Source organism: Hydrogenophaga sp. BPS33, from assembly GCF_009859475.1.
Taxonomy (GTDB): Bacteria; Pseudomonadota; Gammaproteobacteria; order Burkholderiales; family Burkholderiaceae_C; genus Hydrogenophaga.
This window is the reverse complement of the sequence record NZ_CP044549.1, coordinates 2,823,321-2,835,820: the sequence shown is the minus strand read 5'-3', so window position 1 is coordinate 2,835,820 and position 12,500 is coordinate 2,823,321. Positions and strand designations below refer to the sequence as shown.

12 protein-coding genes are annotated in these 12,500 nt (G+C 65.4%); 1 reads left to right on the top strand and 11 read right to left on the bottom strand.

The genetic code is table 11. The features are described 5' to 3' along the window. Window positions 1-28 precede the first annotated feature (28 nt). On the top strand, window positions 29-880 hold the full coding sequence (gene folD, locus F9K07_RS13210) for a bifunctional methylenetetrahydrofolate dehydrogenase/methenyltetrahydrofolate cyclohydrolase FolD (protein ID WP_159593778.1): 852 nt from the start codon (window positions 29-31) through the stop codon (window positions 878-880). On the opposite strand, the gene F9K07_RS13205 is transcribed toward folD, so the two are convergent. The 11 genes from F9K07_RS13205 to lpxD form a co-directional block, all read right to left on the bottom strand. Continuing rightward, window positions 877-1,317, bottom strand: a complete 441-nt coding sequence (locus F9K07_RS13205) for a DUF4149 domain-containing protein (RefSeq protein WP_159593776.1) — start codon at window positions 1,315-1,317, stop codon at window positions 877-879. The genes folD and F9K07_RS13205 overlap by 4 nt on opposite strands. A gap of 17 nt (window positions 1,318-1,334) precedes the next feature. Further along, window positions 1,335-1,811, bottom strand: a complete 477-nt coding sequence (gene greA / locus F9K07_RS13200; RefSeq protein ID WP_159593774.1) for a transcription elongation factor GreA — start codon at window positions 1,809-1,811, stop codon at window positions 1,335-1,337. A 204-nt stretch (window positions 1,812-2,015) separates the two neighbouring features. Beyond that, on the bottom strand, window positions 2,016-2,846 hold the full coding sequence (locus F9K07_RS13195; RefSeq protein WP_159593772.1) for a type III secretion system chaperone: 831 nt from the start codon (window positions 2,844-2,846) through the stop codon (window positions 2,016-2,018). A 123-nt stretch (window positions 2,847-2,969) separates the two neighbouring features. After that, a complete protein-coding gene (gene carB, locus F9K07_RS13190; protein WP_159593770.1) occupies window positions 2,970-6,224 on the bottom strand; it encodes a carbamoyl-phosphate synthase large subunit in 3,255 nt (1,084 codons plus the stop codon). Window positions 6,225-6,248: 24 nt separating this feature from the next. Then, window positions 6,249-7,418: a glutamine-hydrolyzing carbamoyl-phosphate synthase small subunit gene (carA, locus tag F9K07_RS13185; RefSeq protein WP_236581946.1), complete on the bottom strand. Its 1,170-nt coding sequence runs from the start codon at window positions 7,416-7,418 to the stop codon at window positions 6,249-6,251. A gap of 169 nt (window positions 7,419-7,587) precedes the next feature. Beyond that, window positions 7,588-8,394, bottom strand: a complete 807-nt coding sequence (locus tag F9K07_RS13180) for a TrmH family RNA methyltransferase (protein WP_159593766.1) — start codon at window positions 8,392-8,394, stop codon at window positions 7,588-7,590. After that, window positions 8,391-9,056, bottom strand: coding sequence for a ribonuclease HII (gene rnhB, locus F9K07_RS13175; RefSeq protein ID WP_159593764.1), 666 nt, complete (start codon window positions 9,054-9,056; stop codon window positions 8,391-8,393). The genes F9K07_RS13180 and rnhB overlap by 4 nt, the downstream gene beginning before the upstream one ends. After that, the gene (gene lpxB / locus F9K07_RS13170; RefSeq protein ID WP_201451551.1) at window positions 9,028-10,173 is read right to left on the bottom strand and encodes a lipid-A-disaccharide synthase; all 1,146 of its coding nucleotides are present in this window, start codon (window positions 10,171-10,173) and stop codon (window positions 9,028-9,030) included. Before lpxB ends, rnhB begins: the two co-directional genes overlap by 29 nt. Before the next feature lie 9 nt (window positions 10,174-10,182). Then, window positions 10,183-10,977 (bottom strand): acyl-ACP--UDP-N-acetylglucosamine O-acyltransferase, encoded by a 795-nt coding sequence (gene lpxA / locus F9K07_RS13165; protein ID WP_159593762.1) that lies wholly within the window; start codon window positions 10,975-10,977, stop codon window positions 10,183-10,185. A 19-nt stretch (window positions 10,978-10,996) separates the two neighbouring features. Continuing rightward, window positions 10,997-11,437 carry a 3-hydroxyacyl-ACP dehydratase FabZ gene (fabZ, locus tag F9K07_RS13160; protein ID WP_159593760.1) on the bottom strand — a complete coding sequence of 147 codons (441 nt, stop codon included), beginning with the start codon at window positions 11,435-11,437 and terminating at the stop codon, window positions 10,997-10,999. Beyond that, a complete protein-coding gene (gene lpxD / locus F9K07_RS13155) occupies window positions 11,434-12,486 on the bottom strand; it encodes a UDP-3-O-(3-hydroxymyristoyl)glucosamine N-acyltransferase (RefSeq protein WP_159593758.1) in 1,053 nt (350 codons plus the stop codon). Before lpxD ends, fabZ begins: the two co-directional genes overlap by 4 nt. Between the last annotated feature and the right edge of the window lie 14 nt (window positions 12,487-12,500).

The window sequence follows — 12,500 nt, the reverse complement described above, 5'->3', positions numbered from 1 at the left end:
TCAACCACCGACAACACCCGCTTCAACCATGACCGCCCAATTGATCGACGGCAATGCCCTCTCCCGCCAACTGCGCGCCGACGTCGGCGCGCGCGTCACCGCCCTCAAGGCCAAAGGCATCACGCCCGGCCTGGCCGTGGTCCTCGTCGGTGACAACCCCGCCTCACAGGTCTACGTGCGCAACAAGGTCAAGGCCTGCGAAGACACGGGCATGCATTCGGTGCTCGAACGCTGGCCCGCCACGCTCAGCGAGGCCGACCTGCTGGCACGCGTGGACGCGCTGAACCAGGACAAGAGCATCCACGGCATCCTGGTTCAGTTGCCCTTGCCCGCGCACATCGACGCACAGAAGGTGATCGAGGCCATATCACCAGCCAAGGACGTGGACGGTTTCCACATCGCCAGCGCAGGGGCACTCATGACAGGCATGCCTGGCTTCTGGCCCTGCACGCCGTACGGCTGCATGAAGATGCTGGAGAGCATCGGCTACGAACTCAAGGGCAGGCATGCCGTGGTGATCGGCCGCAGCAACATCGTCGGCAAACCCATGGCCTTGATGCTGCTGCAGCAAAACGCGACCGTGACCATCTGCCACAGCGGCACGCGCGATCTGAAGGCCCTGACACTGCAGGCCGATGTGATCGTGGCCGCCGTCGGCAAGCGCAACGTGCTCACCGCCGACATGGTCAAGCCGGGCGCGGTGGTTCTTGACGTCGGCATGAACCGAAACGACGAGGGCAAGCTCTGCGGAGACGTCGACTTCGAAGGCGTGAAGGAAGTGGCCGGCTGGATCACGCCAGTGCCCGGTGGCGTCGGTCCCATGACGATCACCATGCTGATGGTGAACACGCTCGAGTCGGCCGAGCGGTGCGTGGGCTAACCGGGTCGGTTTGAGCTGGCGCTCAGTCGCCACAAGACGATCCCCGAGCATAGCCACTGACCCAGTACCATGGCCGAGCCTATGCCGTGCCACAACCGCAGATTGCCACCGCTGGCGCGCGCGGTGACGATCTTGTGCGCCACGCCAAACTCCTGCAACAGCGCCAGCAACATGGCCAGGAGCACGAAGCCCAGCGTGGTGAGGGTGGCCGCATCGGGTGGATGGCCGCTCGCGCGGCCCTGGCGCAGCAACACCAGCAGCAGCAAGCCGAGCAGCAGGCCCGCATAGCTCTGCATGGAAAACAGCTTCGCCGCCACAGGCCCCGCCAGCGCCGGACTGCCCAAGCTCGCGAACAACACCGGCACCGCCAGGAAACTCAGCGCGGTGATGCCACCCCACCACAGTGCAGCGGTCAACAGGCACAGGCGCCGTGGCATGGCCATCTCCGGCAAATTCACGCGTAGCGAACGGCCACGATTTCGAAGCGCTTGAGGCCACCCGGCGCCTGCACCTCGACCGCATCACCCTCTTCCTTGCCGATCATGGCGCGCGCAATCGGGCTGCTGATGTTGATCAAGCCGAGCTTGAGATCGGCCTCGTCTTCACCCACGATCTGGTAGGTCACCGGATTGCCGCTGTCCTCATCTTCGAGCTCCACCGTGGCGCCGAACACCACGCGTCCACCCGCGTCCAGCATGGCGGGATCGATGATCTGCGCGGCCGAGAGCTTGCCTTCGATTTCGGCAATGCGCCCTTCGATGAAGCCTTGGCGGTCCTTGGCCGCGTCGTACTCCGCGTTCTCGCTCAGGTCGCCCTGTGCGCGGGCTTCTGCGATGGCATTGATCACCCAGGGGCGATCCACGGTTTTCAGGCGGTGCAACTCTTCCTTGAGTTTCTCAGCGCCGCGTTTGGTGATGGGGATGGTGGCCACGGAAGGGTCTCCACAAAGGAAAACCGCCGGCGGCAGCCGGCGGTTGGGTTGGGTTGTGTGCTTCGGTGCATTATAGGCACCCAACACGAACAAGCCCCTCATACGGTTTCGCCTTCAAGCGTAGAGCAAGGCGGGTTGCCGCAGACAGTGCTATAGCACGGCAAGGCGACCCAACGCAGTTATACGCTTGAAGGCGGAACCGTATCAGTCGAAGCGGGGCAATGAGAGACCTAGCCGCCCCGCGCAGTCCAAGGTAGCTGCGCCCATGGTGTTCAACAGCCGGTCTAATTCCAGTCCATCGAGACCATCGGCGCTCACACTCCGGTGAAGAATGAGGTCGTCACGTTGCGCATCGATCGCGAAGTACGCACCTCCCGTGACCTCACCCAGCATGTGCAATTCCAGCAGCTGTCGCAGGGCCTGATCTTCGGTGGGCACCGGGCCCAGGTGCGAAACCAGCAGGAGCTCCCCCGTCGCGGGATCGATCTGCAAACTGATTCCGCCACCGCCGGGCATGCACACGAGGAATTGGCTGGTGTCTTCGGGCGGCTCAAGGCCACGCGCATGGGCGAAAGCCGCGATGGCATTGCGCATGGCACTGCTGGCATCCGCATGAACCGGCAACAGCGCATCGCCGCTCAAGTCATTCTCCTGCCACGTGAGAGGCCGAGTGCTTCCTTCGGCAGCGGCCTGGGCGAATTGCTGCACGCCGTCCACGAAAGACGCATAGGGCACATCGGCATCGTCGAAGCGGCGGAACAGGACCACATCCTCGTCCACCGCGTCGATGGCAACGATGAACCGGGTTTTCGATGGTGCGTTGGCCCGCAGCAATGCATCGAGACTCGGGCCACCGTCTTGCCACCCGACACGCCCCAGGCGCGCATGCACGGCCAGGGACTCCCCATCGAGCAACGGCTCCACCACCACTTCCACGCCGCTTTGCTGGCGGAACCACAGCGTCCCATCCTCGTAGCCGTGAACCCCCAGATCGCGGGCCAGATTGCCCATCTGTGTGGACCATGCGTGACTCATCGGAACCTCTCCTGCATTGCCCCCTGCGGGAGCGATGCGTCTCAGTAACGGGGAGTCTCGACCGGTTCCGGACACAAGGACAGACCGAGAAACCGCCACCCGCCCGTGGGGCGGGTGCGGGTATCAGTTCAACGCCAGCTGGGCGTGCATGTCCTGCACGCTGATCACCTCAAGGTGGTTCATGGCCTTCATGCCTTCCACAGCGGCCTCGGCACCCGCGATGGTGGTGAAGGTCGTCACGCGCGCCAGCAGGGACGACGTGCGAATGGCACGCGAATCGGCAATGGCGTTGCGGCGCTCTTCCACGGTGTTGATGACCAGGGCGATCTCACCGTTCTTCAGCGCATCCACCACGTGGGGGCGGCCTTCGGTCACTTTGTTGACCGTCTGCACGGCCACCCCCGCCGCAGCGATGGCCGCCGCCGTGCCACGCGTGGCGACGAGTTCGAAGCCCATCTCGACCAATTGGCGCGCAATGTCCACAGCGCGCGGCTTGTCGCCGTTCTTCACGGTGAGGAACACCTTGCCCGAGGTCGGCAGCTTGGTGCCGGCGCCGATCTGGCTCTTCACGAAGGCTTCGCCGAAGGTCTTGCCCACGCCCATGACTTCGCCGGTGGACTTCATCTCGGGGCCGAGGATGGTGTCAACGCCCGGGAATTTCACGAACGGGAACACCGCCTCCTTCACGCTGAAGTACGGCGGCGTGACTTCGGCTCCGATGCCTTGCGCATCGAGCGACTGGCCCGCCATGCAACGCGCCGCGACCTTGGCCAGCTGAATGCCCGTGGCCTTGGACACGAAGGGCACCGTGCGCGATGCGCGCGGATTCACTTCGAGCACATAGATGACGTCCTTGCCCTCCACTTCCTGGATGGCGAACTGCACGTTCATCAGGCCCACCACGTTCAGACCCTCGGCCATGGCCGCGGTCTGGCGCTTGAGTTCGTCCACCGTGGCCTTGCTCAGGTAGTACGGCGGCAGCGAACAGGCGGAGTCGCCGCTGTGCACGCCAGCTTGTTCGATGTGCTCCATCACGCCGCCAATGAAGACGCGGCCGGTGCTGTCGCGCACGGCGTCCACATCGCATTCGATGGCGTCGTTCAAGAAGCGGTCGAGCAGCACCGGCGAGTCGTGGCTCACCTTGACTGCTTCGCGCATGTAGCGTTCCAGGTCGCGCTGTTCGTGCACGATTTCCATGGCACGGCCACCCAGCACATAGCTCGGGCGCACCACCAGCGGATAGCCCAGCGCGGCGGCCTTCTCCAGCGCTTCGGGTTCTGCGCGTGCCGTGGCGTTGGGCGGCTGGCGCAGCCCCAGCTGGTGCAGCAGTTGCTGGAAGCGCTCGCGGTCTTCGGCCGCGTCGATCATGTCGGGGCTGGTACCGATGATGGGCACGCCCGCGGCCTCCAGGCCAAGCGCGAGCTTGAGCGGCGTCTGGCCACCGTATTGCACGATCACACCGGTCGGCTTTTCCTTGTCCACGATCTCCAGCACGTCTTCGAGCGTGAGCGGTTCGAAGTACAGGCGGTCGCTGGTGTCGTAGTCGGTCGACACGGTTTCCGGGTTGCAGTTGACCATGATGGTCTCGTACCCGTCTTCGCGCATGGCCAGCGCGGCGTGCACGCAGCAGTAGTCGAACTCGATGCCCTGGCCGATGCGGTTGGGCCCGCCACCGAGGACCATGATCTTCTTCTTGTTCGTCGGCTCGGCCTCGCACTCACCGTCGCCATGGCCTTCGTACGTGGAGTACAGGTAGGCGGTGTCGGTGGAAAATTCGGCCGCGCAGGTGTCCACGCGCTTGAAGACCGGCCGGATGTTCTCGGCAATGCGGCGTTCGCGCACGGCTTTGTCGGTGGTCTTGAGCAGCTTGGCCAGGCGGCGGTCGGAGAAGCCCTTCTTCTTCAGGCCACGCAGCGTCTCGACGTCGATCGCCTCCAGGCTGGTCTTCTCCAGCGCCAGTTCGATCTTCACGATCTCTTCGATCTGCACCAGGAACCAGGGGTCGATCTTGGTGAACTGGTGCACCTCTTCCAGCGTCCAGCCAGCGGCGAAAGCGTCGCCCACGTACCAGATGCGGTCCGGGCCCGGCTCGCCGAGCTCGCGCTCCAGCGTCTCGCGGTCCTGCGTTTTTTCGTTCATGCCATCCACGCCGACCTCCAGGCCGCGCAAGGCCTTCTGGAACGACTCCTGGAAGGTGCGACCCATGGCCATGACCTCGCCCACGCTCTTCATCTGCGTGGTCAGGCGGCTGTCGGCGGTCGGGAATTTCTCGAATGCGAAACGCGGGATCTTGGTGACCACGTAGTCGATGCTGGGCTCGAAGCTCGCGGGCGTCGCGCCGCCGGTAATTTCGTTGCGCAGTTCGTCGAGCGTGTAGCCAATGGCCAGCTTGGCCGCGACCTTGGCGATCGGGAAACCCGTGGCCTTGGAGGCCAGTGCCGACGAACGTGAGACGCGCGGGTTCATCTCGATGACGACCATGCGGCCGTCCTTCGGGTTGATGGAGAACTGCACGTTGGAGCCCCCGGTGTCCACGCCGATCTCGCGCAGCACGGCCAGCGAGGCGTTGCGCAGGATCTGGTACTCCTTGTCGGTCAGCGTCTGGGCGGGTGCCACGGTGATCGAGTCACCGGTGTGCACGCCCATGGGGTCCAGGTTTTCGATCGAGCAGACGATGATGCAGTTGTCCGACTTGTCGCGCACCACTTCCATCTCGTACTCTTTCCAGCCGAGCAGCGACTCTTCGATCAGCAGCTCGCTGGTGGGCGAGGCTTCGAGGCCGCGCTTGCAGATGGTTTCGAACTCTTCCGGGTTGTAGGCGATGCCACCGCCGGTGCCGCCCAGCGTGAAGCTGGGACGGATGACGACCGGAAAGCCCACCGTCTTCTGAACGCCCCAGGCTTCTTCCATGCTGTGGGCAATGCCCGAGCGTGCCGAGCCCAGACCGATCTTGGTCATGGCGTCCTTGAACTTCAGACGGTCTTCGGCCTTGTCGATCGCTTCGGGCGTTGCGCCGATCAGCTCGACGTCGTATTTGGCGAGCACGCCGTTGCGCCACAGGTCGAGCGCACAGTTCAGTGCGGTCTGCCCTCCCATGGTCGGCAGGATGGCAAAACCACCCGACGCCAACGAGCGTTCCTTGGCGATGATCTTCTCCACCGTCTGCCAAGTGATCGGCTCGATGTAGGTGACGTCGGCCGTGGCCGGGTCGGTCATGATGGTGGCGGGGTTGCTGTTGATCAGCACCACGCGGTAACCCTCTTCGCGCAGCGCCTTGCAGGCCTGCACGCCAGAGTAGTCGAACTCACAGGCCTGGCCGATGATGATCGGGCCGGCGCCGATGATGAGGACGGTTTGTATGTCGGTTCTTTTGGGCATGGTTCGCTAGGGGTGTGCGTCGGCTCAGGCGGTGGCGGCGGGCACGCGGGCCTGCATCAGGTCGATGAAGCGGTCGAACAGATAGCCGATGTCGTGCGGGCCGGGCGAGGCCTCGGGATGGCCCTGGAAGCAGAAGGCCGGCTTGTCGGTGCGGGCCAGGCCTTGCAGCGTGCCGTCGAACAGGCTCACGTGCGTGGCGCGCAGCGTGGGCGGCAGCGATTTCTCGTCCACGGCAAAGCCGTGGTTCTGGCTGGTGATGCTGACGCGGCCGTTGTCGAGGTCCTTCACCGGGTGGTTCGCGCCGTGGTGGCCGAAACTCATCTTGAAGGTCTTGGCGCCGCTGGCCAAGGCCAGGATCTGGTGCCCCAGGCAGATACCGAAGGTCGGCATGCCGGACTCGATGATCTCGCGCGTAGCCGCGATCGCGTAGTCGCACGGCTCGGGATCGCCCGGGCCGTTGGACAGGAACACGCCGTTGGGCTTGAGCTTGAAGACGTCGGACGCAGGTGTTTGCGCCGGCACCACGGTGATTTTGCAACCGCGTTGCGCGAGCATGCGCAGGATGTTGTACTTCACGCCGAAGTCGTAGGCGACCACATGGAAGCGCGGCGCAATCTGTTCGCCGTAGCCAAAACCGAGTTGCCACTCGGTCTGGGTCCAGGAATACGGTGCAGAGGCTGAAACCACCTTGGCCAGATCGGTGCCCGCCATGTTGGGCGCGGCTTTCGCAGCAGCCAAGGCAGTGGCGCGGTGGGCATCGGTGATGGTTTCGCCCGCGGGCAGCGCGAGGATGCAGCCGTTTTGCGAGCCGTGTGTGCGCAGTCGGCGCGTGAGCGCGCGGGTGTCGAGGTCGGCAATGGCGACCGTGTTTTCGCGCTGCAGGTACTGCGAAAGCGTTTCGTTGCTGCGGAAGTTGGAAGCCAGCAGGGGCAGGTCTTTGATGATCAGGCCGGCGGCGTGGACGCGCTGGGCCTCCACGTCTTCGGCATTGGTGCCGGTGTTGCCAATGTGCGGATACGTCAACGTGACGATCTGCTGGCAATAGCTGGGATCGGTGAGGATTTCCTGGTAGCCGGTGAGCGAGGTGTTGAACACGACCTCGCCCGTGGTCTGGCCGGCGGCACCAATGGAAATGCCTGTAAAGACCGTGCCGTCGGCGAGCGCGAGAAGGGCTTTCGGGTGGACGGGAAGCACGGAATTCTCCAGAGTGGGGGCTGCAACATCCTCGCGCCGGCGGCAGGTGCCGCGCAGGCCTCGCATCTGCCTCGCGCCGACAGGCGTCGGAGCCGAAAACAGCGTGAAAAACCTGGGGTGAAAAGCCGGGGCGCGCAGGGATTGCGCCGATTGCGGGTAAACCCCGGAATTATAGCGTCTGACCGCCGCCGCCCGGCCCGCTTGCAGCCTGTGACGCGCCACTTGCGTGCAAGCAAATCGCCGCCGCCGCGGCCACGTTGAGGGACTCTTCGCCGCCGGGCTGCGCAATGCGCACCGCATGGGTGGCCAGCGCCTCCAATGCCGGGCTCACGCCCTGCCCCTCATGCCCCAACACCCAGGCGCAAGGCCAGGGCAAGCGCGCCTGGTGCAACCAGTGACCGCGGTGCGAACTGGTGACGATCACCGGCACCCCGAGCGCGGCCACGTCGGCCGGCGCGAGGCCCTCCACCAGGCGCAGTCCGAAGTGCGCGCCCATGCCGGCGCGCACCACCTTGGGCGACCACAACGCCGCCGTGCCCTTCACCGCCAACACCTGATGGAATCCGAAGGCGCCCGCGCTGCGCAAGATGGATCCCACGTTGCCCGCGTCCTGCAAGCGGTCGAGCACGACCGTGGTCATGCCCGCCTGCACCGACCCCGCGTCGGGCAGGCGCCACACGAAGCCCACCCCGGCGGGCGACTCCAGTCCGCTGATGCCCGCCATGAGCGCATCGGGCAGCGTGACCACATGGTCCGCCGCATCGCGCAGGTCGTGCGGTGCCTGGGGCCAGAACGATTCGGTGAACACCGCCGTCACCGGCCGTTGGCCGCGCGCCAGCAAGGCGCGGCAGAGATGGTCTCCCTCCAGCCACACCTGTCCCAGTTTGCGATAGGCGCTGCTGTCGTGCGCCAGCAACCGCAGGCGCTTGAGCAAGGGGTTGTCGCGCGAGGTGATTGCTTGGGGCGTGGCGGTCACGGCGTGGCGTCGGGTTCGGGGCAGTGGTCGGCACCGGGCGCCACCACCATGAGCGCGCGCGCCACCGGCGCAAACGAGCGGCGGTGCACGGCGAGTGCTCCATGGGTTTTCAGTGCCTGCATGTGCTGTTCCGTGCCGTAGCCTTTGTGGCGATCGAAACCGTACTCGGGGTGCTGCAGGTGCAACTCGCGCAGGAGGCGATCCCGGGTGACCTTGGCCAGAATGGATGCCGCCGAAATCGAGGGCACGAGCGCATCGCCCGAGACGATCGCCTCTGCCAGCACGTCCAGCGAAGGCAGTCGGTTGCCATCCACCAGCACCTTGTTGGGCTTGAGCCGCAGGCCGAGCACAGCCCGGCGCATAGCCAGCATGGTGGCCTGCAGGATATTGAGCTGGTCGATTTCTTCCACGCTCGCCTGCGCCACACTGCAGCACAGCGCGGTGGCACAGATCTCGTCGTACAGGCGCTCTCGCCGGGCTTCGGTGAGCTGCTTGGAATCGGCCAATCCCTTGATGCGCACCCGCTCGTCGAGGATGACCGCCGCGGCCACAACCGGCCCTGCGAGCGGCCCACGCCCGGCCTCATCCACGCCGGCCAACAGCCCAGGCACATCCCAGGCCAGGCGCGCCTGTTCAGCTCTCAAGAACTTTTTCGATCGCATCGGCGGCCAATTGAGCGGTGTCTCTTTGCAGCGTGTGGTGCAGCTCGGTGAACCGCTGCCCCAGGGCCTCCATTCTCGCTGGCGCGTCCAGCCAGTCCAGCACCGCCTGCGACAGGGCTTGCGGTGTCATGGCATGCTGCACCAGTTCGGGCACGACGAAGTCTGCGCACAGGATGTTGGGCAAGCCGATCCAGGGCTGCAAATGCTTGCGCCGCATGATCTGGTACGTCACCCAGTTCATGCCGTAGGCGATCACCATCGGGCGCTTGAACAGCGCGGCTTCGAGCGTGGCCGTGCCACTGGCGATCAGGGTCACATCGCAGGCGGCCAGCGCGGTGTGCGATTGGCCGGGCAGCACGCTGAGCGCATCGCCCAGTCCCACGGCCCGGGCCGTGGCCTCGATGCTCGCCCGCAACGCCGGCACCGCGGGCACCACGAAACGCATGCCCGGGCGGGCGCGCGACAGCAGCGCTGCGGCCTCGAAGAACGCCCGCGCGTGGTACTTCACCTCGGAGGCGCGGCTGCCCGGCAGAATGGCGACCACCGTGTCGTCCTCGGCCAGACCGAGCTGGGCACGCGCCGCGGCGCGGTCCGGCACCAGCGGGATCACGTTGGCCAGCGGGTGCCCCACGTAGGTGGCGGCAATGCCGTGCTGAGCGAGCAAGGCCGGTTCGAAGGGGAAGATGCACAGCACGTGGTCGGCGCTGCGGCGAATTTTCTCTACCCGCTCCGCGCGCCAGGCCCAGATGGAAGGGCACACGAAATGCACGGTGCGCACGCCGCCGGCCTTGAGGTTCGCTTCCAGGTCGAGGTTGAAATCGGGCGCGTCCACGCCGATGAAGACGTCGGGCCGCTGCGAGGTCAACAGACGCTGCTGCAATTGCGCGCGGATGTTCACGATCTCGCGGTAGTGGCGCAATACCTCCACATAACCGCGTACCGCCAGCTTCTCGCTCGGCCACAATGCTTGAAAGCCCTGCGCGGCCATCTGTGGGCCGCCAATGCCGAACGACTGCAGATCGGGCCAGCGCTGCCGCACGCCGCCCAACAGCAAACCCGCCAGCAGGTCGCCCGACGTCTCGCCCGCCACCAGGGCAAAACGTTTTGAAAGCTCCATGAGGACGCCTCAGCGGACGATGCCGCGCTGGGGCGACACCTGCCCGAGAAAGTCCAGCATCATGGCCACGTCGGGCGCGGCCTCGGGCGTCTTGTCGGTCAGGCCGCGGATGCGCTCCACCGCCTGTTCGAGCTTGAGGTCATCCCGGTAGAGCGCCTTGTGCATGGCCTTCACAGCCGCGATGCGCTCGGGCGAAAAGCCGCGACGGCGCAGGCCTTCGAAGTTCATGGAACGCGCCTGTGCGGGCTGGCCCTGGCACATGACAAACGGGGGCAGATCGGCGAACAACAAGGCACACATGGCCGTCATGGCGTGTGCCCCGATCCGCACGAACTGGTGCACCACGGTGAAGCCACCGAGGATCACCCAGTCGTCGACCACCACGTGGCCGGCCAACTGCGAGTTGTTGGCGAAGATCGTGTGGTTGCCCACCACGCAATCGTGGGCCAGGTGCACGTAAGCCATGATCCAGTTGTCGTTGCCGACCTGGGTCACGGCGCGGTCCGCGGGCGAGCCGATGTTGAAGGTGCAGAACTCGCGGATGGTGTTGCGGTCCCCGATCACCAGTTCGCAAGGCTCACCGGCGTATTTCTTGTCTTGCGGAACCGCGCCCAGCGAATTGAACTGGAAAATGCGGTTGTCGCGCCCGATGGTGGTGTGGCCTTCGATCACGCAATGCGCGCCGACGGTGGTGCCCGCACCGATCTTCACATGGGGTCCGATGACGGTATAGGGGCCGACACCGACCGAGCTGTCGAGCTCGGCAGACGGGTCCACCAAGGCAGTGGAATGGATCAGAGACACGAGACGCCCTCCAGCATGCTCAGGCGATGGAGCGCACGGTGCACATCAGCTCGGCTTCGCACGCCACCTGGTCGCCCACGCGGGTGACGCCCTTGAACTTGAAAATGCCCGCCTTCATGCGGTCCAGCGTGACATCCATGACCAACTGGTCGCCCGGCTCGACCGGGCGCTTGAAGCGCGCACCATCGATGCCGGCGAAGTAGTAGACGGTGTTGTCGTCGGGCGATGCCCCCATGGTGTCGAATGCCAGCAAGGCGGCCGCCTGTGCCATGGCTTCGAGCATGAGCACACCCGGCATCACCGGACGGTGCGGGAAATGCCCGCCGAAGAACGGCTCGTTGATGCTCACGTTCTTCAAGGCCTTGATGCTCTTTCCCTTGTCCAACTCCAGCACACGGTCCACCATCAGAAACGGGTAACGGTGTGGCAACTGCTTGAGAATTTGGTGGATGTCCATCATGGCTTTGAATTGTTTTTGAGGGCTTGCTCCATCGCCTGCTCCACGGCCTTGAGGCGCTCGCGCAGGCGATTGAGTTGCTTGAGGGAAGCGGCGTTCTTTTCCCAGCTCGCATTGTCGTCGATGGGAAAGAAGCCGGTGTAGTGGCCCGGCTTGTGCAGGGAGCGCGTGACGTTGGACAGCGCAGACACATGAACGCCATCGGCCAACGTGAGATGCCCCAGCACCGATGCCCGGCCACCCAGCGTGCAATGCGCGCCGATCGTGGCACTGCCGGCCACCGCCGCACATCCGGCCATGGCGGTGTGCTTGCCGATGCGCACGTTGTGGCCGATCTGGATGAGGTTGTCGAGCTTGACGCCGTCTTCGATGACCGTGTCGCCCAGGGCGCCACGGTCGATGCAGGTGTTGGCGCCGATGTCGACATCGTTGCCGATGAGCACCGAGCCGAGTTGCTCGATCTTGACCCACTCGCCCGCGTGCGGTGCGAAGCCGAAGCCATCGGCACCGATCACCGCCCCCGGGTGCACGGTACAGCGCTCACCGAGCACACAGCGCTCGCCGATGGTGACCCGGGGATGCAGCATCGTGTCCCGCCCGACTTGCACGCCCGCCCCCAACACGGTGTGCGCGCCGATACGCGCACCTCGCGCCAGATGCACGTCGGGTCCGATCACGGCAAACGGCCCGACACTGACCCCCTCTTCCAAGCGCGCAGACGGGTGGATGCTGGCCAGAGGATCGACAAAGGGTGGCGGCAGCGGGTTGTGCTGCTGGCGCCACCATTGCGTCAGCCTGGCGAAGTAGAGATAGGGGTCGTCCGTGACGATACAGGCTCCGCGCGCGAGCGCCTGTTCCTGCAAGGCAGGCGGCACGATCAGGACACTGGCGCCCGTGGTTTCGATCTGGCTGGCATACCGCGCCTGGGCCACGAAGGCCAGATCGCCCGGCACCGCCGAGGCCACGGGGGCCAGGCGAAGGATCAACAGGTCTGGCGAACCGTGCCTCGTGCCGCCCAGGGCATCCACCACCTCGCCCAGGGGCCTCGACACGTGTGCGGCTCCGA

Bases quoted from the DNA above. Each gene is read 5' to 3' on its own strand.
- rnhB (WP_159593764.1), bottom strand. From the start codon at position 9,056: ATGCGATCGAAAAAGTTCTTGAGAGCTGAACAGGCGCGCCTGGCCTGG.
- fabZ (WP_159593760.1), bottom strand. From the start codon at position 11,437: ATGATGGACATCCACCAAATTCTCAAGCAGTTGCCACACCGTTACCCG.
- carB (WP_159593770.1), bottom strand. From the start codon at position 6,224: ATGCCCAAAAGAACCGACATACAAACCGTCCTCATCATCGGCGCCGGC.
- folD (WP_159593778.1), top strand. From the start codon at position 29: ATGACCGCCCAATTGATCGACGGCAATGCCCTCTCCCGCCAACTGCGC.
- F9K07_RS13195 (WP_159593772.1), bottom strand. From the start codon at position 2,846: ATGAGTCACGCATGGTCCACACAGATGGGCAATCTGGCCCGCGATCTG.
- lpxB (WP_201451551.1), bottom strand. From the start codon at position 10,173: ATGGAGCTTTCAAAACGTTTTGCCCTGGTGGCGGGCGAGACGTCGGGC.
- F9K07_RS13205 (WP_159593776.1), bottom strand. From the start codon at position 1,317: ATGCCACGGCGCCTGTGCCTGTTGACCGCTGCACTGTGGTGGGGTGGC.